17 protein-coding genes are annotated in these 22,977 nt (G+C 61.3%); 4 read left to right on the top strand and 13 right to left on the bottom strand.

All coding sequences use genetic code 11. The features are described from left to right. Positions 1-64 precede the first annotated feature (64 nt). The 3 genes from exaC to ACMAUO_RS16235 form a co-directional block, all read right to left on the bottom strand. Positions 65-1,585 carry an acetaldehyde dehydrogenase ExaC gene (gene exaC, locus ACMAUO_RS16245; RefSeq protein WP_420357967.1) on the bottom strand — a complete coding sequence of 507 codons (1,521 nt, stop codon included), beginning with the start codon at positions 1,583-1,585 and terminating at the stop codon, positions 65-67. A 136-nt stretch (positions 1,586-1,721) separates the two neighbouring features. After that, positions 1,722-2,615: a helix-turn-helix domain-containing protein gene (locus ACMAUO_RS16240; protein WP_420357966.1), complete on the bottom strand. Its 894-nt coding sequence runs from the start codon at positions 2,613-2,615 to the stop codon at positions 1,722-1,724. Positions 2,616-3,117: 502 nt separating this feature from the next. Continuing rightward, entirely contained in the window at positions 3,118-3,903 is a 786-nt protein-coding gene (locus ACMAUO_RS16235) for a sulfite exporter TauE/SafE family protein (protein ID WP_420357965.1), read from the bottom strand. Between the two features lie 270 nt (positions 3,904-4,173). Between ACMAUO_RS16235 and ACMAUO_RS16230 the strand changes: the two genes are divergently transcribed. The 3 genes from ACMAUO_RS16230 to ACMAUO_RS16220 all read left to right on the top strand — a co-directional run bounded on the left by ACMAUO_RS16230 (position 4,174) and on the right by ACMAUO_RS16220 (position 8,318). Continuing rightward, positions 4,174-4,884 carry a ferric reductase-like transmembrane domain-containing protein gene (locus ACMAUO_RS16230; RefSeq protein WP_420357964.1) on the top strand — a complete coding sequence of 237 codons (711 nt, stop codon included), beginning with the start codon at positions 4,174-4,176 and terminating at the stop codon, positions 4,882-4,884. Next, positions 4,881-5,261, top strand: coding sequence for a cytochrome c3 family protein (locus ACMAUO_RS16225; RefSeq protein ID WP_420357963.1), 381 nt, complete (start codon positions 4,881-4,883; stop codon positions 5,259-5,261). The genes ACMAUO_RS16230 and ACMAUO_RS16225 overlap by 4 nt, the downstream gene beginning before the upstream one ends. A 546-nt stretch (positions 5,262-5,807) precedes the next feature. Then, positions 5,808-8,318, top strand: coding sequence for a TonB-dependent receptor (locus ACMAUO_RS16220; RefSeq protein ID WP_420357962.1), 2,511 nt, complete (start codon positions 5,808-5,810; stop codon positions 8,316-8,318). Between the two features lie 172 nt (positions 8,319-8,490). On the opposite strand, the gene ACMAUO_RS16215 is transcribed toward ACMAUO_RS16220, so the two are convergent. The 8 genes from ACMAUO_RS16215 to ACMAUO_RS16180 all read right to left on the bottom strand — a co-directional run bounded on the left by ACMAUO_RS16215 (position 8,491) and on the right by ACMAUO_RS16180 (position 18,212). Beyond that, positions 8,491-9,927: a tetratricopeptide repeat protein gene (locus tag ACMAUO_RS16215; RefSeq protein WP_420357961.1), complete on the bottom strand. Its 1,437-nt coding sequence runs from the start codon at positions 9,925-9,927 to the stop codon at positions 8,491-8,493. Positions 9,928-10,211: 284 nt separating this feature from the next. Next, positions 10,212-11,309 (bottom strand): flagellin, encoded by a 1,098-nt coding sequence (locus ACMAUO_RS16210; protein WP_420357960.1) that lies wholly within the window; start codon positions 11,307-11,309, stop codon positions 10,212-10,214. A 23-nt stretch (positions 11,310-11,332) separates the two neighbouring features. Then, positions 11,333-12,988 (bottom strand): flagellar hook-associated protein FlgK, encoded by a 1,656-nt coding sequence (locus ACMAUO_RS16205; RefSeq protein WP_420357959.1) that lies wholly within the window; start codon positions 12,986-12,988, stop codon positions 11,333-11,335. A gap of 176 nt (positions 12,989-13,164) precedes the next feature. Further along, positions 13,165-13,908: a flagellar basal-body rod protein FlgF gene (gene flgF, locus ACMAUO_RS16200; protein WP_420357958.1), complete on the bottom strand. Its 744-nt coding sequence runs from the start codon at positions 13,906-13,908 to the stop codon at positions 13,165-13,167. 196 nt (positions 13,909-14,104) lie between these two features. Next, complete coding sequence (flgC, locus tag ACMAUO_RS16195) at positions 14,105-14,512, bottom strand: flagellar basal body rod protein FlgC (protein ID WP_420357957.1); 408 nt, start codon at positions 14,510-14,512, stop codon at positions 14,105-14,107. Positions 14,513-14,528: 16 nt separating this feature from the next. Further along, positions 14,529-14,945: a flagellar basal body rod protein FlgB gene (locus ACMAUO_RS16190; protein WP_420357956.1), complete on the bottom strand. Its 417-nt coding sequence runs from the start codon at positions 14,943-14,945 to the stop codon at positions 14,529-14,531. A gap of 187 nt (positions 14,946-15,132) precedes the next feature. Continuing rightward, complete coding sequence (locus ACMAUO_RS16185) at positions 15,133-17,649, bottom strand: hypothetical protein (protein WP_420357955.1); 2,517 nt, start codon at positions 17,647-17,649, stop codon at positions 15,133-15,135. A gap of 314 nt (positions 17,650-17,963) precedes the next feature. Beyond that, a complete protein-coding gene (locus ACMAUO_RS16180; protein WP_420357954.1) occupies positions 17,964-18,212 on the bottom strand; it encodes a hypothetical protein in 249 nt (82 codons plus the stop codon). 631 nt (positions 18,213-18,843) lie between these two features. On the opposite strand from ACMAUO_RS16180, the gene ACMAUO_RS16175 reads away from it, so the two are divergent. Next, on the top strand, positions 18,844-19,647 hold the full coding sequence (locus ACMAUO_RS16175) for a response regulator transcription factor (protein WP_420357953.1): 804 nt from the start codon (positions 18,844-18,846) through the stop codon (positions 19,645-19,647). A gap of 338 nt (positions 19,648-19,985) precedes the next feature. Here the strand turns inward: ACMAUO_RS16175 and ACMAUO_RS16170 are convergent, their stop codons facing one another. Continuing rightward, positions 19,986-20,753: a flagellar hook assembly protein FlgD gene (locus ACMAUO_RS16170; RefSeq protein WP_420357952.1), complete on the bottom strand. Its 768-nt coding sequence runs from the start codon at positions 20,751-20,753 to the stop codon at positions 19,986-19,988. 37 nt (positions 20,754-20,790) lie between these two features. Next, entirely contained in the window at positions 20,791-22,968 is a 2,178-nt protein-coding gene (locus ACMAUO_RS16165; protein WP_420357951.1) for a hypothetical protein, read from the bottom strand. Positions 22,969-22,977 lie beyond the last annotated feature (9 nt).

The raw sequence follows: 22,977 nt of genomic DNA, 5'->3' as shown, positions 1-22,977 counted from the left end.
AACCCGATGGGTTCTCCAGACCGGGTGCCTGTCGGCACCCGGCTGACCCGTTGGGGGCGGGTGGTCAGAAGAACCCCAGTTTCTTCGGGGCGTAGCTGACCAGCAGGTTCTTGGTCTGCTGGTAGTGATCGAGCATCATCCGGTGATTTTCACGCCCGATGCCGGACTGCTTGTATCCGCCGAAGGCGGCGTGGGCCGGGTAGGCGTGGTAGCAGTTGGTCCAGACGCGGCCCGCCTTGATGGCCCGTCCGACGCGATAGGCGCGGGTGCCGTCGCGGGTCCAGATGCCCGCACCCAGGCCAAACAGCGTGTCGTTGGCCAGTTTCACCGCCTCGGCATCGTCGCGGAAGGTGGTGACGGAGACGACGGGGCCGAAGATCTCTTCCTGGAAGATCCGCATCCGGTTGTCGCCCCTGAAGACGGTGGGCTGGATGTAGCAGCCGTTCGACAGCGCGTCACCCACGTCGGCCCGGCTGCCGCCGGTCAGCAACTGGGCGCCTTCCTGTCGCCCGATATCGATATAGGAGAGGATCTTGTTCATCTGGTCGACCGAGGCCTGGGCGCCGACCATCGTCGTGAGATCCAGCGGATTGCCCTGCTTAATCGCGGCGACCCGGCGCAGCGCGCGCTCCATGAAGCGGTCATAGATGGATTCGTGGATCAGGGCGCGGGAGGGGCAGGTGCAGACCTCGCCCTGGTTGAAGGCGAACAGGACGAAGCCTTCGATCGCCTTGTCGAGAAAATCGTCGTCTTCGGCGGCGATGTCGGAAAAGAACACGTTGGGGGATTTGCCACCCAGTTCCAGCGTGGCGGGAATCAGGTTGTCGGCGGCCGCATGGGCGATCATCTTGCCGGTCGGGGTCGATCCGGTGAAGGCGATCTTGGCGATCCGGCTGTTGGAGGCGAGAGCCGTGCCGGCTTCGCGCCCGAAGCCGTTGACGATGTTGAGCACGCCGGCCGGCAGGATGTCGGCGATCAGTTCGGCCAGGACCAGGATCGAGGCTGGGGTCTGTTCGGCCGGCTTCATCACCACGCAATTGCCCGCCGCGAGGGCCGGGGCCAGTTTCCAGGCCGCCATCAGCAGCGGGAAGTTCCAGGGGATGATCTGGCCGACCACGCCCAGCGGTTCGTGGAAATGATAGGCGACGGTGTCGTGGTCGATTTCCGACAGCGCACCTTCCTGCGCGCGGATGCAGGAGGCGAAATAGCGGAAATGGTCGACGCATAAAGGCAGGTCGGCGTTCAGCGTCTCGCGCAGGGGCTTGCCGTTGTCCCAGCTTTCGGCGCGGGCCAGCAGTTCGAGATTCTCGTCGATCCGATCGGCGATGCGGTTGAGCAGCAGCGCGCGCTGGGCCGCGCTGGTCTCGCCCCAGGCATCGCGCGCGGCGTGGGCGGCGTCGAGCGCCCGTTCGACATCCTCGGCCCTGGAGCGGGCGACCTTGCACAGGATGCGCCCGTCGACCGGTGACGGATTGTCGAAATATTCCCCGTCGAAAGGGGGCACCCAGCGGCCGCCGATGAAATTGTCGTACTGCGCCTTGAACGGTGACGACATGTCGATTCGATGGCTTTCCAGCGAGTCCATGGTCATTCTCCTTCTTGGTCGCCGCGGACGGAGCGCGGTCAACATTCGGAAGAGTGACGATGGAGACTGGATTTGTCAGCCCGCCAGGGCTGGTGCGAAGCCCGATCTGTCGCAGTTCCGCGACAGTGGCAGGGCCTCAGTGGGCCTCGTGACGCTTCAGCCGGCGATGCAGCGTGGCACGGCTGACGCCCAGTTCCCGCGCCGCCGCCGAGATGTTCCCGTTACAGCGTTTCAGCACCCGTTGCAGGGCGGCGTGGGCGGCGCGTGCGGGATCTTCGTGGCCGGTATCCGACAGCAGGTCGGGCAACGTCATGGGTTTGCCGGCGTGCAGGCCGAACAGGGCGCGGGCGGCCTTGTTGGTGCCGACGATCACCTCGTTCTCGTCCACCGCCAGCAGGGCCTGCGCCTCGTTGCCCAGCGAGATGATGCGGTGGTCGGCGAAGGCTTCGCCGAACAGCCTGGTTTCGATTCGTCGGGCGGCATCTTCGACCACCAACGCCAGGAAGGAGAGCGTCGCCGTGTCGCAATCATTGCGGCACGAGGAAATGTCGATGCCGCCGATCGGACTGCCCGAGGGATCATGGATCGGCGCCATGGTGCAACTGAGGCCGGCGTTGCGGGAGAAGAAATGCTGGTCGCGATGGATCGTCAGCACCCTGTCTTCCGCGAGGCAGGTGCCGATGCCGTTGGTGCCTTCATGGGCTTCGTCCCATACGGCACCGAGATTCAGGCCCCAGGAACTGAAGATTTCCTCGTCGCCGGCCAGGCATCTCTGTTCCAGCGCGACGCCGCGCGCGTCACTGAGCAGCATGCAGAATCCGCCGCGCCGGACCGCGGAGGTCAGCCGGTCCAGAACCGGTTGTGCCGCTTGCAGCAGCAGCGCGCTGCGTTCGCGTGCTTCGCGATAGCCCCGGGCGTCCAGACGGTGTGGGGGGGCGTTATGATTCGGGCTCAGGCCGTAATGGCGCAGCGAGCGCGACCAGGAGGCCGCGAGCGCCGAGCGGCCGGACGCGGATTCATCTCTCAGCATGCTGTAGACACGATCCGCGTGGTGGATGCTCACTGAAGCGTGATGATTGTCGAGTGATCTTGGTTTCGTCACTCTTGGCCTCTGCATTTCAGGCATATGTGTTATGCTGAGACGCTAATCCTGTTCGGGTGGCCAGGGCAATGATGTCGTGTTCACAAACGCGCGGGACCCAGGGGAACGGACCCTTGCAGGAAACCCGCGCGGGTGCATGTGGTTGAATCGCCGTAGCGGCGGGAAGGTTGCGATGTCCATGCGTGAACATGACCATTCTGACCATTCCGGGCCCCGGCGGCCGATGCCGACGCCCTCGCCCGGACCGTATGATCCGGACGAGCCGATCCCTGGCGATGTGCCGGACGAGGGGCCGTTCGAACCCGACGACGATGACGAAGGACCGGTTTTGTCATCGTGCCTGCTCTGGAGGGACGTTCGGGTGGGCCTCTGAGAACCTGTCTGGAAACGCGCGTCGGATCGCCGCCTGCGTGCATTTCCAGACAGGGTTTCAGATCATGCGGATACCGACGATGGTGAGTACGCTGGCCAGAACCATGCGCTGGACGCTTTCGCGGACCATGCCGACGAAGAGGCTGCCCAGGATGATACCGGGGATCGATCCGACCAGCAGGGATAGCAGCATGCCGCCGTTGACCGAGCCGAGAAGCCAGTGGCCCAGACCGGCGACCAGGGTCAGCGGCACGGCGTGCGCGATATCGGCTGCGACAATCCGGGCCGTCGACAGTCCGGGATACAGCACCAGCAGGACCGTGACCCCGATCGCGCCCGCGCCGACGGACGATAGCGAGACCAGAAGGCCGAGCAGCGCCCCGACGGCGATGGTCAGGATATGGGTCCGGCGGTCGGACAGGCTGGCGGAGAAACCGGACAGACGCTGCATGATGGCGGCACGAAACAGGATGCAGGGTGCGGTCAGCAGCAGGGCGACGCCCAGGCTGCGGGTAATGAGGTGGGTGGTGATCAGCGATGGCGCACCCATCGTGTGCAGCACGACGAGTGCCAGGGCGGAGGCGGGGATACTGCCGCTGGCCAGGCGGCGGACCACTTTCCAGTCCACCCCGCCGGAGAAACCATGCACACCGGTGCCGACCGCCTTGGTGATCGCGGCATAAAGCAGGTCGGTGCCCACCGCCGTCTGGGGATGCACGCCGAACAGCAGGATCAGGAGCGGCGTCATCAGGGATCCGCCGCCAACCCCGGTGAGACCAACCAGAAACCCCACGCCCAGACCGGACAGCGAATATAACGGCTGGATGGTGTCAATAAGACTCATTACGGGAATTCCGGCGGGTTAAAAATCATCATGTACGGTCGATATGCGGCAAACAGGTCGGAGCTTGAAGCGACGCGCATCATAATGCGGTATTTCTTTTAATCAACGATCAAATATGGTGATAAAATTCGCGGCCTCGATCCGATAGGGCCGTCATCACGGCCTGTTCATCTTATTGTTCCGATGTCAGTCTTATCGGCGGCTCGGCGGACGGGAGCAACTGGACGGCTATGGGCACGCCGAGGCGGATCGTTGCGGCACGGAGGGGACGTGATCATTCTTCTGCCGTTGCTGGTGTTGTGCGGGCTGTTGGTCCCGGTCTTCTTCATCGGGGCGGACCTGCCTGCCAATGAACCGTCATGGGATGGTGCGATGGGCTGCGGCTTCATTGCCTATGTGCTGATGGCCTTCCTGTTTCTCCTGACCGGTCGCCCGCTGCGGGTCCCTTTCAATGACGGCAAGTTTTTTACCGTTGCGCATCGCCTGCTGGGGTGCGTCGCGGGTGGGTTCGTCGTTCTGCATGCCGGCCTGTCGCTGTGGGCCGAGCCGCTGACGGGCCGCTACCTGCTGCCGGGTGGTCCGGGCTACATGCTGGCTGGCCTTGCGGGGCTGCTGCTGGCCGCTCTGGCCATCGGACCGTCCTTTCATGCCGTGCGCGCTCGGATCTGGCGGAAAGCGGCCCGTTTTCGGCAGGCGCACGGGCTGGTGGCGCTGGTCCTGCTCGGCATGGCCAGTTTTCATATCATGGTGGCCCGCCTGCATGTACAGGCACGGGGCCAGATGATCGCCCTGTCGGCGATTGCCGCCTTCTGCGCCATCCTGCCGTGGGTGGGCCGCCATGGCAGGTTGCCGCGGCCTTCCGGCCATCGGCGCCGTCACACCGCGCCTGTCGCCGTTCGGCTGGCGGTGGTGGTTGGCGGTGTCTCGCTGGGTGTCTGCGTGCTCTATGGAGTCCGTGTCAGCCAGTGGCTGGCGCCATGAAGGGCTGGCTCCCTGTCTGGGGGCTGGCCGCGATCCTCGGTATCGGGGGCGGCGTGGCATGGTGGTGTGAATCGGGCATCAGCCACGCGATGCCGATCCCGGTCGTGTTCATGCATCGCGACCATGCGGCTTATAATTGCGTGCAGTGCCATCATGACGTGCTGGAACCCGCGTTGGCTTCCGCCCCCGACCGCACATGCATCGGTTGTCACCGGACGCGACCGGATCAGGCGGCCCTGGCATTGTCGACATTTCATGATTTCTGCGAGGGCTGCCATCTGGCGCGTCGCCGCGAGCATGGCACGGCCGGCCCGGTCCGGTTGTGCCATGGCTGCCACCTGCCGCCGCAGGGCAGGAAGGGACAGGATATCCTCTGAACCGGATAGCCGCGAGCCGCTGCGTTATGCGCCCCGGCTGGTCCTGCCGATGCCGAGGGGGCGGTCGAGCCATCGAATCGGCGGTAGCAGCATGAGAGAGGGGCCTGGGGCCGGCGGTATTGTTTCTTTCACGGAATGCTTGGCGGCTGCTGCTGCGGCAGGTTCCGATGTCCGAGCGTATCGCGCGGCGGCCGGAGCATAGGCGGCAGGGCGGCGCACGATACGACTCCTGACTTATTAGGCTGATTTTCCCGAATTAAAAATACAATAAAAACAATAAAATAAAAGGATGTTCGCGATTGGTACGGCTATAGGAGCCCAGGATGCCTGTGGTGAAAACGGCAAGAGATCGTGCGGGCCGGCAGGGGGCGGAGCATGCGGCAGTTTGTTGCAACTTTGTCACGCACAATGGATTTTTCATTCGTTTTGAAAAATGAGTTTGAATAATTAATGAAATTTCTGCTGGTCTCTATACAAAACCAGACCAATCGGTCAGGTTCCCTGAAAAATGACCTGGGGGGGTCATCTTTCATCAATGGAGATTGTATGACAAACTATATCAGGTCGACGATGCTCGCTCTGGTGTCTTCGACTGTGCTTTCGTCGATCGGGGGGGCGGCGTTCGCGCAGGACGTCGCGCCGTCGTCATCCAAGCCGGCCGCCAAGGTGCCCGGGACTTCAGAGGCACGCCCGGCTGAGGTTACAGCCAACGCACGCCCGACGATGCTGGGTGCGACGGAGCCGACCGATCAGGAACGTATCGAGGTGCGTGGCGCGCGTACTCTGGGCGACGGTGATACCGGCCGCGCCTTCGGCGGCGGCCTGATGGGCAAGGAAGATGCGCCGAAATCCATTTCGGCGGTGACCCGCGACTGGATTGCCAAGCAGAACCCGGCGCAGAACCCGATGCAGCTGATCGCGTTGCTGCCCGGCGTCAATACGTCCGACAGCGACCCGATGGGGATGACGGGCGGCAACATGTCGGTGCGCGGTCTGACCGAAAGCCAGATGGGTTTCACGCTTGAAGGCTTTCCGATCAACGATATCGGCAATTTCGCGGTCTATCCGCAGGAAATCGTCGATTCGGAAAACCTGAAGACGATCCGCCTGTCGCAGGGCTCGGCGGATCTCGACAGCCCTCATCTGAGTGCCACGGGTGGCACGGTCGACATGTACATGATCGACCCGAAGGCGAAGATGGGCGGTCATGTCAATATGAGCTATGGCTCGTTCAATGGTACACGCGGCTTCCTGCGCTTTGACACCGGTTATCTGGGTAATACCAATCTGCGGGCCTATTTCTCCTATTCGCAGGCCCGTCAGGACCATTGGCGTGGTCCGGGCGTCGAGGACAAGAAGCACGGCGAGATGAAGCTTGTCTCCGACTGGGGGCAGGGCAACCGCTGGTCATGGGTCGTGGTCGGCAATCGTCTGGACAACAACTCTTACCGCACTGTCACGCAGTCGTCCTGGAACCAGTATCTACAGAACGGTGACAAGGGTTTGAACCCGCCCGCTAACTACAGCGCCATTCCCTATACGGTCTCATCGAACGGAACGAAGATTTACAACAGCAACTATTACAAGCTGCATCCCAATCCGTTCACGAACATCTATTCCTCGATGCCCATGACATTCAATCTGGGGCATGGGGTGGAACTGACCGATACGCCGTATTTCTGGTACGGTTATGGCGGCGGCGGTGGCGGCCTCTCGAACTACTGCCTTGATGGCGATGCTTGTACCGCCAACAAGATATCGGTGGTCGGCCAGACGGTGACCGGCAAGTTTGACGGAGTGACTTCGGGAACCTATCCGTTCTACTACACCAGCCTGACCCAGACTTATCGCCCGGGCAACACGGCCAAGGTCACCGTGACGACCGGCGTCAACCGCCTGATGATCGGTTACTGGTTCGAGTATTCCAAGCAGACCCAGACCTCGCCCTACAGCCTGATCGGCGATAATGGTTCGCCGTTGAACTCGGGTGACGACAGCGGAAACCTCGTTATCACCAGTGGTCCGTATAGCGGCGAGACCCTACAGTATCGCGACACATTTACGCAGACCCGTGTCCACACACCCTTCATCGGCGACCAGCTCTCGCTGCTGAATAACCGGCTGACGATTGACGCGGGGTTGAAATATGCCATCGTCGATCGCAGTGGCACCAACTATCTGCCGATGGTGTCGCAGAAATATGTGACCACCAATTACCGGGTGGCGCTGCCGACCGGTGCGATCCGCTACAAGATCGACGAGCACAACCAGTTGTTCGCCTCAGTTTCGACCAATTTCCGTATGCCGCAGAACTATGCGCTTTATGATTCCGGCACGTACAAAAACGGTTCATACAGCACTGTGCCCAATCCCAAGCAGGGGCCGGAAATCTCTATCTCGGAAGAAGCGGGCTGGCGTTATCAGGACAACCTGATTTCTGCGGCGGTGACCTATTTCCACTATGCATTTACCGGCCGTCTCTATACCCAGTTACTTCCGGATCAGGTGACCACGACGAACATCAACGCCGGTAGTTCCCATGCTGACGGTGTCGACGTTGAGGTGGGAACGGCGCCGCTGCGCTACCATCTGCGCCCGTATGCGTCGTTCGAGTATCTGCATGCCGTGACCGACAGCAACATGCCCGGTGGTGGCGACTACCTGCGGACCAAGGGCAAGATCGCGCCGCAGGCGCCGGGATATCAGGTCGGTTTCGGCCTGGATTACGATGACGGCCATGCGTTCGGCGGGTTTAACCTGAAATATGTGGCGAAGCAGTACTCCACGTTCATGGATGACCAGAGCATGCCCGGCTATGTTCGTATGAACATCCATGTCGGTTATCGTCTGCCGAAGCTCGGCTTCTTCCAGAACCCGACGATTCGTCTGAACCTGCAGAATATCTCTGACAACCGTTATCGCGGTTACGTCACCTCGCCGCAGGGCAACGCAGTGGCGACCATCGGCGTCAATGGCACGAAGATTGCCGCCAGCTCACCCAGCTACTCGATCGCCTCGCCCTTCGCGGCGATGGCCACGATTGGTAGCGATTTCTGATTGTTGCCGTGTCGTCGGGGCCATGAAGCTGAGCATGGCCCCGTCGGGTTGACATCCGGCGCGGTGGCTGATGCCGCCGCGCCGGATTGTTTTTTGGGGCAGGGGGGCGCCTTGCCGCTTGTTCTGTCGGGTTAATGTGACCGAACGACGCGGTGGTCATTCGGATGGCGGTTCAGGCTTGTATGGGGCGAGGATGCGCCGCCAGAGTCCGCAGGTCGGCATGGATGCGCCGGATCGGGTCTGACCAGTCGAGGGGGGCGGTCTGCTGATAGATGCGCAGGCTGTCATACCATGGCGAATCGGTGCGACCGGAAAGCCAGCGCCAGCATTGGTCGTAGCGGGACAGCATCCAGACCGGTTTCCCCAGTCCTGCCGCCACGTGTGCGGTTGACGTATCGACGGCGATGACCAGATCCAGCGCGTTGACCAGCGCGGCGGTGTCGCTGAAATCCCGCAACAGGGATGTGTGATCGACCAGGCGCATTCCAGTGGGCGGGGTTTGGGCTTGTAAGGATTTTTCGCCGATTTGCAGGCTGTAGAACAGAATGTTCGCCTCTATCCGGGCAAGAGGCGCGAAGGTTGCAAGGTCGGTCGAGCGCCGCCGATCGGCCAGTTCGGCCGCCTGGATCTCGGGATGCGGAGCGCCTGCCCAGACCAGACCGACACGGAGGGGATTGGCAAGCCCGCCGTTCGCCGCGTCATCCTGATGAAACATCTGGTGCCAGAAGGATGTCTTTTGCGCATCCGCATGGAGGAAACCGCTGGCGCCGGGAATGGTCGTCAGGGTCGTGCCCAGTGCGAAGGGCAGGCTGAGAACGGGGCATTGAAGATCATGCGGCGGTACCGCGTCGTCTTCGGAAAAAAACCGCTGTTCGGGAAAAGACTGCCGCAGGAGGGTCAGTAATTCCCTCCGTGCCCGCACGATGACATGCCCGCCTCGCTGGGCGGCCAATGGAATGAAGCGGGAGAACTGGAGCATGTCGCCGAAGCCGCCCTCGGTATGGATCATGAGGGTGCGGCCGGGGAAATCCTCGCCTTTCCATTGCGGAACGGTCATGCCGTAGCTACGGGAACTGTGGGTTGTCCAACGCCACTCATACTCTCGAAAGCCGGGGAGATAGTCGCCCTGCGCCAGCAGCGAGATGGCATAATTGGTGCGTGTATGCGCGTTGTCAGGCGTAAGCTGTATGGCGACCTGGTGAAATTTCTGGGCCAGTTCGTGCGCGCCGCGATGGTCGAGGACTACACCGAGATTGCTCAGGGCCAGGGCGTGCGCCGGATTGCGTTGCAGGCAGTTTCTGTATGCCGCGATCGCTTCATCGTAGCGCGCCAGATGCAGCAATGTGTTGCCCAGATTGGACCATGCATCGGGTTGGGTCGGGTCGAGCGCAATCGATCGGGTGAGGATTGCGTATGCGTCGTCGAAACGGCTGCATGCGTTTAACAGCCCGCCGTAATTGCTCAGGGTTCTGGGGTCGTTCGGGGTGGATGCCAGCCGGGCCTGATAGGCCGCCGTGGCCTCGTGCAGGTGTCCGGCAAGCTGTAATGCCTCGGCACTGCCTTCGGGATGAAGCGTCTGTTCCGCGGAGAACCCGACTGCCTGGGGCATGACGTGCAACCCTTACACTCTTGGGAGAAGAAAAATGGCGACGGATGCGCACGATTTTTCAGGAGGTCGGCCTGACGGCGGTAATATTCCGCCGGAAGACGGAAGAATGCGCTTCAGAGCGACGAAAACCGGCTGATGACCGGCAAGAACCACAAACCCGACATCGAGGAAGGGCGGTGGGGCCCGATATTGGCACGCTGTTGCCTGAAAAGGAGCCGTGCGGATATCTGGGCGCGCCTTGCCGACGATGGGATAATGCGGGGAAAGGCGATAACCCAGGAAGATCAGATATAATCTGCCAGTGTCATGCCCTTCATGTCGGCAACAAGCTTGTAGGATACTTCAAGCTGCAATTTGACGGATGCGACCTGGGTGGCAACGGTCGCGGCATCGACACCCATGGAATCGTCAAGCTGATCTTCCAGCGTCGACTGGACATTGGTCAGCAGGCTCGATTGTGCCGTCAGGTTGTTCTGGGTGGTGCCGACCGACGATTCCAGTTCGGTAAGCTGGCTGATGGTGGTTTGCAGGGAGGAATAAAGCTGCTTCGCCATGTCTGAAAGACCGCTTGTCGATGATGACATGCCCCCCATGGCCGAGGTGATCATCATGTCGCGCATCAGGTCGCGGATGGGCGACCCCGTCGATGTCGAGGACGCTGCGGAGGTCGTCGAACCCTGTGTCGCGACGATTCCGACATTCGTCGTCGAATCGTTGTTCGTCACCGTCACGCGCTGCTGGTCCTTGGCGGAATTGGCTGAAACCGAGATGGACGAAGCGAAGACAGAGAGCGGATCGCTGGAAGAGGCATCGTTCGTTCCGGCGGCCGTCGTGGCCTGTTCCAGCGCCGATGCCGCGCCGTCGGTCGAAAGCGAACTCATGATGCCCGAGATTGTCGTCGCGAGCTTGCTGTCCGCGAGCGACCCGGAGCCGGCGATCGTCGGCGTATTGGTGTCGGTGCCGGAAAAAATATAGGTCGATCCGCTGGTCGTATTGAGGACGCTCTTGAGTGCGGACAGGGAACTCTTTGCCTGTTCGGCAACGGCTGATACCGTACTGGTATCGGCTGTGCCGGAGATACTGAGCAGGCTTGTCGCCATGGCCTGGGCTTGCGAGACAAGCTGGGACAGGGCGCTGGCAGTGACCGTCAGGTCGGTCTGTGCATTCGTGATATTGGATTGCCAGGCCTTGATCTGGGTGATTTTCGGCGTGAGGCTGATCGCTGTCGATCGTGTGGAACCGAGGCCGGCGAATGTCGGGGCAATGGTGCCGTTGCTGGCCTGCCAGGTCAGCGTTTCCTGTTGCAGGGACATGGCCTTGATGCCGGCGGAAAGAATCAGTGATGTCGCGCCGCCGCCATATTGATTGATTGCCGAGCTCATCAGTTTCCTATCCCGATCTTGAATTAGTTGATGGCGTTCAGAAGCGCGGTAAACATCGTTTGAACCGTGGATACGATCTTGGCATTGGCCGTGTAGGCATTCTGCAAGGCTACGACCTTGGCCAGTTCGTCATTGACGTTGACGCCCGATACGTCGGCGACTTTCGCCTGCAGGACGGTCTGGACCGATGTGCTGGCTGTCAGGCTGCTGCTGTTCGCCGCGATGGTCGCGCCCTGATCCGACGTGAGTGCCGTGGCTAGCTGAAGCAGCCCCTGGGAGCCGGTATAGCCGGTCGAGATATTTCCGTTTACGCCCAGATTGTTTGTCGGGGCCTCGAGATCCGGGCCGCCCGAACTGGTCTGGTCGCTGACATTAGCGGAACTGGTGCCGAATGTCTGGCTGAGAACCTGCTGAATGATGGTCGAATCGCCGGTCGTTGTCGTGCCGGTGGACGTATTGGTGGCAGCCACCGTTGTCGTGTTGCCTGTGCTGTCGGTCGCGGTCGTTGTCGTCGTCAGCAGCGACGGCGTATTGGCATACATGGTGCTGACGCTGATCGCGGACGACAGGCCGACGATGCCGGCCGGCGTCGTTTGCGTCGTATTGGACGACTGGGCCACCGCCGTGCCCGTGGCATCGGAACCGTTCGTGAACAGCGAGAGGCCTGCGTTATTGAAGCGGTTGATCAACGTATAGGAGAACGAATCCAACTGCGCCTGCATCTTCGGGTAGGTCTCGTCGCGCAGGGTAATGTTTGCGCCGAGCGTGCCGCCGGTGAGATGCGAGGTGATGTCCTTGCCGTTCAGCATGATGCCGGGGATCGCCGAGGTGCTGCTGTCACCCGTATAGGACATAGCCGATGTAACGGTCACGTCGCTGGTGCTGAGCGGCCAGGTCGTGGAGGGCAGCTTCTGTGAACTGTCGCTTAGTCCGATCTGGTCGGGACGGGTCGGCAGTTTCGTGCCGTCCTCGGTCCGAACGACCATGTCGCCGTTCGATGACTCGGAAAATGTGACCGACAGATTCGACGACAGGTCGGCCATGACCCCCAGGCGCTGGTTTTCGAGATCGGCCGTATCGGAGCCGAGCGCCTTGAGTTTCATGATCTGCTGCGAAAGAGCGCCGATCTGCGTCAGGTCGGAATTGATGACCGGGACCGTCGAGGCGACACTGTCCTGCGCATTCTGGCGCTGGGTCGCATAGGTCGATGCCAGCGTATGGATCGTATTGGTCAGGGACTGTGCGTCCGTAATCACCTCTGTCTGCGACACGCTCTGAAGCGGCGTGGAAATCAGCGATGTCAGGTCGGCCTGCACATTGCCCAACTGATCGGTCAGCGTATTGGTGGTGCCGGCAGGGGTGGTGTCTGTCGAACTCGCTGCGGTCGTACCCTGAACCGCCGATAGCGCGGCGAGCGAATTGTCCATCGCGGTGTAGGAGGCGACCTGGGCATTCTGTGCATACAGGGCGGTTTGCAGCGCCTGATTGACGTGCAGTTGCGTCGCGCCGATACGGACACCGTTGCCTATGCCGCCGGTGACGGCGCTCGTGATGGTGGCTGTCTCGCTCACATAGCCTGCGGTGCTCTGGTTGGCGACATTCTGGGATGTGACGGAATATTGATATTCAATCGCATTCAGTCCGCTGGTGGCTGTCGAGAGAGAGGATAACAGATCCATCGTTGTAAAATTCCCTGTACCTAGCCACCTGTCCACGGAACATTCGCGTTTGCCGCCGGAAGCATGGCGGACCCCGAGACTATGTTATGGATTTTGCTATCCGTTAATGGTTTCTAAAAGGTTACGCGCAGCGCTGCCCGCTATCGGGGAACGGTCTTTCTTCAAAACGGCCTGTCTCAGGCCGACGGCTCGGCGGTGATCTTGTCGATTGCGTTCATGTTGCGGGTCGATTCGGTCTGGATAAGCTGGAATGTCAGATCATAGTCCCGCTGGATTTCGACCATTCTCGTCGCTTCCGAGACGGCGTTGACATTGCTCGATTCCAGCATGGCCTGCCGGATCTCCGGACGGGCGACGGTATGGGTCTGGGTGGTCGGCCGAAGAAGAAAATGGCCTTCGGGCATCAATGTCTGGGGATTGTCGACCGTTACCAGCCCGATCGTCCCGATGGCGCCGGTCTGGGTCGAGATGCTGCCATCGGCCGCGACCGAGAGCAGGTCTTCCTCATTCTGCAGCACCAGATTCCGGCCGGCATTGTCCAGAACGGGATTCCCTGATCCGTCGACGATCGTGCCATCCATGCGGCGATGGAACTGGCCATTGCGCGTCAGCCTGATTCCCTGGGTCGTGCGCACAGTAAAGTAGCCTTCGCCATTGATGGCGAAATCGGTCAGGTTGCCGGTGTGCCTTAACGGGCCCTGAAGCTGGTCGCGATAGGTTGCCTGATCCTGCGTGTAGGATTCCTGCTTGTCCCCCGGCAGGGTGTTTGGCCCCTTCTGCTTGACGAGATACTCGGAAAACAATTGCCTGCTCGCCTTGAAGCCGTCCGTGTTGGCGTTGGCGAGGTTATTGGCCGTTACATCGAGAGCGCGCGTCAATGTATCGACGCGGGACAGGGCAATATAGGTGGTATTGTCCAACGTCGCTCTCCAGAAGGAACCGGGCAGGGCGCCCTCAGGCCGGTATCCGCCCGATCATTTGACCAGCATGCCCGGCAGGGGGAAACAGCGACGGAGCATGCGCGCCGAGATTAACGAATTGCTGATGCAACGGCAACAGGAGAGGCCACGCCTGTGGACCGTGATCCTGCCGGATGGCGCGCCGTTCGGCCCATCTTTATTTCATCAGGTTGATCGTGCGTGTCAGCATGGATCGCGTGATCTGCATGGTATTGAGGTTGGCCTCGTACGAACGTTGCGCTTCGTGCGTGTCCAGGATTTCGACCATTGCGTTCACATTCGGCATCTTGACCAGGCCGTTGGCGTCAGCGGCGGGATGGGACGGATCGTATTTTGTCTCGAACGGGGTCTGGTCCTGTCCGATGTCCTTGATGTCCACGCCGGAGACGCCGGAAGTGCGGTTCAGGGCTTCCTTGAACGTAATCGTCTTGCGCCGATAAGGGTCTGCCCCGGCTGTCGTGCCGGTGGTTTCCTGGTTGGCGAGGTTTTCGGCCGCGATCTGAAGGCGTTTTGCCTGGGCGCGCATGCCGGAGGCAGAGATGCCCACTGTATCGGAGAAATCCATGACAGGCCTCGTGCGATCAGGAGGATGAGGAGCCGAGGGCTATCGAGAACATCGACATATAGACACTGTAGGCATTCGTCGCGAGGCGTTGCTGGTCGTTGGTGTCCGCGATCTTTTCCAGTTCGCCTTCGATGTTGACCTGATTTCCGTCGAGGGAGGTATTTGTTCCTGTTCGCGTTGCGCTGCTGGCGGTGCTGCGTCCGGCCAAGTGGCCCGGCGCGGTCTGTGCCAGCGTCGTCGCCATCTGGTTTTGCAGCACGCCCTGAAACGATGCGATGTCCTTGGATGCATAGCCCGGCGTATTCGCGTTGGCGACGTTGCCTGCCAGCACGGATTCGCGACTTTGCAGCCATTGCAGGCGGCGCCCGGCCAAGTCCAGCACATCGGTGCCGCTATGAGCCTGTGACATTCGGGATGACAAGGCTTCCAGCATACGCTGTCAATTCCCCTGGTTTCCATTCTGGCCCGGATTTCGGGCACGTGCTTTCCATATATAGTGCGTATCGGCGCCTGAATAGCGTGCCCTTGTGACAAGACGGCAGTTTTTTCTGTCTGGCTAGAGCAGATCCTGTTTGAACGTGTGCGTTCGAACAGGTGAAGATGCTCGTAAAAACAATACTCTAGAGGGGGGATGTCGCGGGTGCGGTATCTGCGGCTTCGCCCGGCGGTCTGGTCATCAGCTTGAACATGCGTCCACGATCTCCGTCCGGCATCCTGTCTCCGACGCGGTCGGCCACCCAGCCCAATATGGTCTGATCGGCCGCCTGCGAGGCATCCGAAGCCAGACGGAGAGCGAGAATCTGCTGGCTTTCCGTCAGGGAACCAGTCGGCGGAAGCAGGTCTTCGGCCATCTTGCGGACGTCGCTGGCCGCCGCCGCCCATTCGCCTTTCTGTTCATGGACGCGGGCGGTCAGGTCGAGGGCGGACGTGTTCGGGCTGTTGCGCAGGAGGGTGAGGGCCTTGGCCTGGTCGCCTGTTGCAAGCGCGATGCGGGCGGCGAGCACCTGTCTGGTGGTTTTGATATCGTCCGGAAGGGAGGGGTCGTCCGTGATCGTCAGGGCCTGGGCCGCGTCCTGAGGACGCTTTCTTTCGATATTGGTTTCCGCCAGTGCCGCGCCCGCCAGCGCGCGAAGATCGGGGGCGGCGAGCATGGGGATCGCATCGGAAAACGCCTGGGCCGCATCATCCGGCAGGCCGAGGGCGAGCAGCATCCTGCCGTAAGAGACCAGAATGTTGCCTTTCCGTTCTCCTGGCGGCAGATCGGGCAGATGGACCTTCAGCATCGCCGTATCATGCAGAAGACTTGCCTTGTCCGATCCGGGGGGGATGGATGCGGCAATGCCGGTGAGAGCCTGGGACAGTAATGGTGCCGCCACGTCTTTTGAAGACGTGTCGGGGGGCGTCCGGGCCGCGTCGATTGCCTGAAGCGCGTCGCCCCATCGCTGCGTCTGGATATAGGCGCCGGCCTGCATCAGGCGAACCTTGGCCTCGCGGCCGGCCAGTCGCGCGTCGGGTATCATGGTTTCAAAGATCTCGGCCGCCGCGCCCGGCTTGAGGTGGCCATCGGCGAGTTCGATCGACGTTTTCTGTTCGAGCGCCTTCTCGGCCACCTGGGGATCGGGATCTTCGGCCAGTTTCCGGAACTGGGCGTAGGCAAGGTCTCGCTTGCCGGAGCGCATCTGCCTGAATGCATTGGCGAGCTGATAGGCTGAGCCGGCGGGCAGGTTGTCCAGCGTCGCGAGATCTTCCGGCGTGCCGTATCGGGCGATTTCCTCGGAGGCGATCGGCAGGAGCACGTCGCGAACCGGGATGGGATAGGATTTGAGCCGCGCGAAATCGCGCGCCAGCAGTTGGGCCGCAGCCGCGTCATTCTCGCCGGTGGCGGCCAGATAGAGCCCCTGCCAGAGCTGGGTCGCGCGCTTCTGGCCGCCTGACCAGGGGCCGTTGAGCATCGTGGCGCCGTCCATATCGCCGCACAGCAACTCGGCTGCGCCCAGAAGGAACCGGACGTCGGGCAGGGCGGCTTCTTCCGGGTCATCCTGGAGGGCTACGGTAAGAATGCCGCGGGCCTCGACAAAGGCACCGAGGCTGAAGGCGGCCTTCGCGGCCTTCAGTCGCTGCGTGAACCGATGGAAGGGATCCGAATCCGCAGCGGCAAGAAGGGCGGCGTGATAGCGTCGGGTCAGGGCATCAAGGGGAAGATTCTGCAGCCCCAGCCATTTCAGGTCGACATCGTTGGCATAGGCGGCCTCGCCATGATCCAGAAAAGCCTTGCCGTCCTGGGTCAGGAGGATGCCGCTGGGAACAGGTTTCAGATCTATGCGCGGCGAGTGTGCCGCGATCACGATGCCTTCCGACGTCGGCCATACGTCATAGCCACCGCCGTGTCGCAGGGAGAGAATGCCGCCGTCATCCAGGGTCGAAGTGCCGACCAGCAGCCGATCCCCGGATGCGGGGTCCGAGATCGAGAGCACGCGACCGGACCGGCGCATCGGATACAGGATGCCGCTGTCGGTATATTGCGGATTGATCACGCGCCTGTCGTCGTAATGGCCGCCCGGAGGCGGCTTGTCGCCCAGTACCCATCCTTCCGCCTGCTGGGAAAGATAAAGGCGCCGCGTATCCGGGAGACGGACCTGGATCAGGGTCGCGTCAGGAAGGGTATTGACGGACAATGTCGAGAAGAGGCCGTCACCGTGCAGGGCGCTGGTATCCATCGGTTCCGCATTGTCGACGACAATGATGAATCGGTCGCCGCTCTGGAAGGCGGCAATACCCATGCGTGACGGCACCGGAAGCAGGATGCGGTTGGTGGATGCCACGCTTTGTGGGGGAGCCCCGGTACTCGCCGGAGGCGTCTTCGATGAAGATGCGCGTGACGCCTCTTTCGTGCCGTTCTTCCCGGCGGTCGGTCCGGTGGGGGGCGTCGTGGCAGGCGGTTGCGGCGGGTCCATGAGCGTTGCCCGCCAGGAGGAGGGCAAGCCCTTGAGCAGGATCGAATCGGACAGTTCGACGTCTTGCGACGGATCGGGCGTCGGGTTTGCGGCCGGGGCGGCAGGCGCAGGCGGCTGGCTGGAAGTCGAGGCGGCGTTTCGCGCGGCCTGGCGGTGGGCCGCCGCAGGTCGATCTGCCGCCATGGCGGACGGAAGCGTGGAGCAGGACAGGCATGCGAGGACTGAAAGCGTGACACGGTGTCTTACGTGGGAAGGTCGGCTGAAAGGCACGTGTCTTTAATCCTGACGGGGATCATATCCCCGTTGTCTCGAGGTCATCGTCTCTGAACGGATCTTATCGCTGATGTCTGCGAGGACAGGATTGCAGTAGCCATGTCGTCAGACGGGACGCTGTGGATCGATCGGAAAGAAAAAAGCCGGACGGATTCCATCTGCCAGCAGGCCGGTCATATGGAAAAGACATGCCGGTGCAGAACACACCGCCCGGCCGCGATCGATCAGGCGAAGAGATCAACGGCGCTGGCGGTCGCGGATTCCTTCTTGTTCTTCGTGCCGGTGGGCACGATCTGGCCGCTGGCGTCGAACTTGATGGACGAGGATGAACCGTCAATGCCGCTGGAGCTTATGTTGACGCCAGTCGCGGCCGCGTGCGCCGGACGCGCGCTGCGATAGGCGACGTGAGAGGCCGTCGAGGTCGCTTGGCGGAGGCTGGACGCGAGAAGCGAGGCAGCCGTGGTGTCAACCATTTCGTTATCCTTCAAAACCACAAAGCAGAATAAATTCCGGCCGAAAACGCAGCCGCGAGATGCCTCACATTCCCGATCCGACGGTTTGCCGGGCGGCGGTCATATGATTCAGCCAGAAGTGGCTAAGGCAGATCTCCCTGATAAGCATTCCCTGTCGGACAAAGTGCGTCTTCCTGGACTCAATCCAGATATGCGGCCACACGCCCCGGCTTTCATTTTGAGGAAACGCGGTGTGAAAGCTACAGAAATGATTCAGTCATATCTCATAGTATAACCGAACTATGCTCCCTTCAGTTTATGAGATGGATGCGGCTTCGCCAAGATGCTTTTTTCCTGTTCAGGCCGTGCCACCGATAATCGTTTATGGCCGGGAAGCCTGTGCAGTCATCGCCGTCTGTGGCAGGTATGTAAAGATCCGAGGTCAGGGTGGCTTTCTTCCGATGATAACGGTGCTGCCGTGAGGCATCGGTCTTGACACTTGCCGCTATATGGGGACTTTTGGACACCGCATCTATTCCGATATTGAACAGACGTGGCTGTCTGGCGGAAACAGCAGAAAATTGGATAGAAGACAAGTATAGTCCTGTATTTCCTCGCGATAGGCGACCACACATTTGGGACGGAAGTGGATATGCGCGTACTCTGCGTTGGCGAAGATTCGACTCGGGGAAGTGGTCGACCCTATGAGGGGTTGTCCAAGGCCGCGGTGGATGGGTCGGTCTCGATAACGATGTCGGGGTCTGCCGGGGTCGTGGAAACATTGCGGCGGTCCCATTACGATATCGTCGTTATTCAGCAGACTTCGCCCGATATGAAATTGCTGCGTCATATCCGGAACAGCCGTGTGCCGACGCCGGTTATGGTCATTGCCCAGACGTCCACGCCATCGGAAGTGGCCGAGTTGCTGTCCATCGGCGCCGATGATTGTGTGCCGGCTTCGGTCGATCCTGCGGAGCTTCTGGCCCGGCTGCGTGCCATTGTCAGACGTGTCAGCGGACATGACAGCCTGACCCTGCATATCGGCCGCTTGACGGTTGGTGTCGACAGGCGGGAAGTCCATATCGATTCCAAGCCTGTGCCATTGACGCGCAGGGAATACGATCTTGTGGAATTGCTGGCCCTGCGCAAAACGCAGGTTTTGAGCAAGGAAACGGTTCTGGACAGCCTGTATGCCGGGGAAAGCGAGCCCTATGGCAAGGTTATCGATGTCATGATCTGCAAAATACGTAAGAAAATGCGCAATTTCGGCATTGACGAGCCGTTTACCACGCTGTGGGGGATTGGCTATCGGCTGAATGAGGTGGCGTTTGCTCCCCTGGGAGCGAGAGCGAACGCCGCGGAGAGCAGGACCGATCAGCCGGCGAAGGAATCCTGTATTCCGGTCATGTCGGGCATCAACATCATGCAGTCGACCACGACGCTGGACCTTGTGTAATTTCGCGGCGGGGGTAACGCACGCCGGAATGTGTCTGATGGCCGGATTGCCCGGAACCGCGCGCGGGTGGCAAGCTGGTGTAAGCTTCCTGTAAATTGCCTGCAGCATCGGACTCTTGAGGGGCTGTTTTAAAAAAGCCCCGCTGGCGCTGGTCGGATGGCAACGTCCTTGCGCTTCATGGCGGGCGGGCCTTCAAGGCCGCTCCAAGGCTCAAGAATTACCGCCAGACGCATGGCTCACGCCATGCTTCCTCGTGATCGGACTCCAGGTTCGCTGGCGATCGGGATTGTCCGGGCTGGGGGCCCTCCTCCGGTCGAGATGCTGGAGGAGGGGTATTTTCAGGAGCTGGCGCTGCTTGAACTGGTGCTGCTGGTGGTTCCCGAGGAGATGTTGGTTACGTTGGACATCGGGATGGTGGCGCTGCCCATCTCGAGTTCCATGTCGGAATCTCCTTTTTGTACTCCGGTGATGGTGCCCGTTACGGTGAAAGGAACGCTGGAGGTGGTGCCGGTCGAACTGATCGTTTGTACCGAAACACTATAGGCGCCATCGGCCAACTGGTTGCCGTTGTTGTCCGTTCCGTCCCATGTCCAGGTATTGGTGCCGCTGGCGGTGGTTGCGACGACGTCCTTGACAATGGTGCCTGCAGAATTGGCCACTGCAATGGCGACCGTCGCGCCCGATGTGCCGGAGAAACTGAGCGAGGCGGAGCTGTTCTGAAGCGGTAGCGTCGTTGTGGTTGCTGTGGCCTGCTGGCCGACCAGAGCGGTGCTGTTGGTCATCTGGCCGCTTTCGTTCAGCGAGATCAGCGAGGAGAGTTTCGAATTCGTCTCGACCTGCTGTTCAACCCCGGCGAACTGCGCGAGTTCCGACGTGAAGGTGTCGGTATTCATCGGGCTGCTCGGGTCCTGATGCTGCAATTGTGTGGTCAGGAGCGACAGAAAGGTGGTGTAATTATTGGCCAGAGAGGACAGGGCTGAAGTCGTGCTGCTGCTGCTGCTTGAACTCGAACCGCTGGAAGAGGACGTGTTCGCGGCACTCTTGGCGGCCGCTTCCGCTGCCTGAATAAGCTGGGTCTCGTTGCTGACACTCGATGTCGTCGTCATTTGCCTGTTCCCTTTCTCCCCGCGACGGCCATTGGGGTCATGCGGTAATGTTAACGCCGCCTCCGGCATAGGGGCCGGAAGGTTTTATGGAATGCGAACCGCTTTGCGCCTCGGGATCGCCAGCGCCATGGTCGGACATGACGCTATTGGTGCTCCAGGCGTTGCCGCCGTACGATTGCTGACCGTTCTGTCCGGAACTGCCGCCAAACATGCTGCCTGAAAAACCGCCATTATATGCGGTGCCGTCGGCATTCTGGTTTTGGCTCTGGTTCTGAAAATTGTCGCCATTGTTGCTGCTGGCGGTGACAACGTCAATTTTCAGGTTGCTCACGTCCACACCGGCGGCACTGAGTGCCGCGACGAGTTCATGCTTGTTGTCGGCCAAGTGGCGTGCGGTTCCCACGTCTTCGCTTTGGAGAAAGACTCCGGTTGTCAGGCCATCCGTACCTTCGAAGCGTACATGCACAGGTGTGGAATCGTCGGTCATGATGGTCATGGAAAGAGATGTCGATCCGTCATCGGATTGTACCGTGACCGGAGGGGCAATGGTCTTGCTGTCGGTTTCATGCGACGTACCGGCCTCTTTCGGGGTGGCGTTGCCCTGGGGGGCGGACCCCGCGTCGTTCAGCGTGGTTGCAAAGGAACCGGACGGCACGATGCCAAGGGGCAGATTGAGGCCGGTGGTCGTCTGCGAGGCAGTCTGGGAGTTTGCGTCGTTGCGATTGTCGTCGGTGGAAGCGGATTCTCCAGGCGTGCCGCCATGGCCGCCCGATTGTGCGGCAGACCCGTCCGTGCTGTCGGGAAGAGGCGTGAGGCTGGAGACAGGATCTGTCGCATCGTCAGGCAAAGGCGACAGCGCGGCCAGGGTGGGGCCGCGGTGCTGAGCAATCTGATTCGCGGAGGCGGATTGCCGGACCGGAGAGGTCGATACGCTAGCCGCGGATGCTGTGGCGACGGTCGCGATGTCTTCCTGGACGGAAGACGTGTCATGCGACGCATGGCTGCGGGTGCTTGACAATGTTGCAGCGGCCTGGAGGGCCGATTGCCCCAAGGGAGAAGCAGGAGCGGCCACGATTTGCGGACTATTCGGTGTCTGTGTCGCTGCGATCGTGGGGCTGTTTTGGGCGACTGCTGTCGGGGTAGCTGTTGCAGGCTGGGTCGCGGTGTCGGTCCAGCCTTGGTTCTCCGGCGTCTGGGTCGGTGCGGCCGTGGTGCTGTTCTGAGCGGTTGTCGGCGTTGTCGTTGTGGGCTGGGGCGCGGCGCTGACCAGGATTTGCGGGCTGTCCGGCGTCTGCGTCGATGCGGTGTTGTTGTTCGGGGCAGTTGCCAGCGTGGTTGTCGCGGGCTGGAGCGTGGCGTTGACCAGGATTTGCGGGCTGCTGTCCGGCATCTGCGTCGGCGCGGCCGTAACGTTGTTCTGGGCGTTGGCGGACGTGGCCTGCTGGGTGTCCGGGATCTGGGCCAGGATAGCGGCGAAGGTGCTCGGGGTGGTTGCCGTTGCGTCGGACGGTGTCGCGGGTGTGACCTGCAGCCCGGATGGCAATACCGGCGCCTGCTGGATTGCGGCCATTTGTGCGGGAGCGGACGTGGTGGGCAACGGGGAGGACGGGTTTGCCGCGGCCGCCGCGTCTGTCTGGTTGGCCGGCCCTTGTGCCTGAGCCGAAGGAGGAAGGCTCTGTTGAAACCCGAGAGTCTGGGACAGAATGTCGGTCAGCAGGCTCTGAGACGTCAGATCGGATTCCGGGGCACTGTCGGTTGCAGTGTCCGGATTGGATGTGGCCTTTTTGGCCTGACTGACCGTGGATTGATCGGGCGCGGTATCCGTTGCCTGGGCGATTTGTGAAGAGAGCGTGGCCGTAACCGTGGCTGATGGCAGGTCGGTGGTTTGTGCCGCCGCATGTCTGGCCTGATTGTCGGCCGGGCCCTTCGATGTCGTTTGGGAGGCGTGGGCTGCCGTTTCGCGAGGGGCCGCATGGTCCTGCGATCCGCCGGCCTGCTCGTCTTGCGCGTTCTTGAGGTGGGCGCTGAAGGACGCTTGCCCGTTGGAACGGCGGCGGGGCGTCCGGGACCGGGACGCGGCCGCCCCGGAGATGGTGGAGCCAGGAGTGACCGGGAGCAGCGAACCGGATGGCGAAGAGGCGAGCGCCTGATCCGCTTTCGTCGAAACTTTTGACATCGTAATGCCCATCGGACGTACCGTATTCCCTGTCGTCATTCCGCTCCG

Source organism: Gluconacetobacter brunescens, from assembly GCF_048695475.1.
GTDB lineage: Bacteria > Pseudomonadota > Alphaproteobacteria > Acetobacterales > Acetobacteraceae > Gluconacetobacter.
Note: the sequence above shows the minus strand (reverse complement) of the source record. Positions and strands in the feature narration are given on the sequence as shown.

What these genes read in the sequence shown, in the direction of transcription:
- ACMAUO_RS16205 (WP_420357959.1), bottom strand. Translation starts at nt 12,988, where the DNA reads ATGGATCTGTTATCCTCTCTCTCGACAGCCACCAGCGGACTGAATGCG.
- ACMAUO_RS16185 (WP_420357955.1), bottom strand. Translation starts at nt 17,649, where the DNA reads ATGGCGGCAGATCGACCTGCGGCGGCCCACCGCCAGGCCGCGCGAAAC.
- ACMAUO_RS16240 (WP_420357966.1), bottom strand. Translation starts at nt 2,615, where the DNA reads ATGCTGAGAGATGAATCCGCGTCCGGCCGCTCGGCGCTCGCGGCCTCC.
- ACMAUO_RS16175 (WP_420357953.1), top strand. Translation starts at nt 18,844, where the DNA reads ATGCGCGTACTCTGCGTTGGCGAAGATTCGACTCGGGGAAGTGGTCGA.
- ACMAUO_RS16165 (WP_420357951.1), bottom strand. Translation starts at nt 22,968, where the DNA reads ATGACGACAGGGAATACGGTACGTCCGATGGGCATTACGATGTCAAAA.
- ACMAUO_RS16170 (WP_420357952.1), bottom strand. Translation starts at nt 20,753, where the DNA reads ATGACGACGACATCGAGTGTCAGCAACGAGACCCAGCTTATTCAGGCA.
- flgC (WP_420357957.1), bottom strand. Translation starts at nt 14,512, where the DNA reads ATGGATTTCTCCGATACAGTGGGCATCTCTGCCTCCGGCATGCGCGCC.
- ACMAUO_RS16225 (WP_420357963.1), top strand. Translation starts at nt 4,881, where the DNA reads ATGAAGGGCTGGCTCCCTGTCTGGGGGCTGGCCGCGATCCTCGGTATC.
- ACMAUO_RS16210 (WP_420357960.1), bottom strand. Translation starts at nt 11,309, where the DNA reads ATGAGCTCGGCAATCAATCAATATGGCGGCGGCGCGACATCACTGATT.
- ACMAUO_RS16190 (WP_420357956.1), bottom strand. Translation starts at nt 14,945, where the DNA reads ATGCTGGAAGCCTTGTCATCCCGAATGTCACAGGCTCATAGCGGCACC.
- ACMAUO_RS16220 (WP_420357962.1), top strand. Translation starts at nt 5,808, where the DNA reads ATGACAAACTATATCAGGTCGACGATGCTCGCTCTGGTGTCTTCGACT.
- ACMAUO_RS16180 (WP_420357954.1), bottom strand. Translation starts at nt 18,212, where the DNA reads ATGGTTGACACCACGGCTGCCTCGCTTCTCGCGTCCAGCCTCCGCCAA.
- exaC (WP_420357967.1), bottom strand. Translation starts at nt 1,585, where the DNA reads ATGGACTCGCTGGAAAGCCATCGAATCGACATGTCGTCACCGTTCAAG.
- ACMAUO_RS16215 (WP_420357961.1), bottom strand. Translation starts at nt 9,927, where the DNA reads ATGCCCCAGGCAGTCGGGTTCTCCGCGGAACAGACGCTTCATCCCGAA.
- ACMAUO_RS16235 (WP_420357965.1), bottom strand. Translation starts at nt 3,903, where the DNA reads ATGAGTCTTATTGACACCATCCAGCCGTTATATTCGCTGTCCGGTCTG.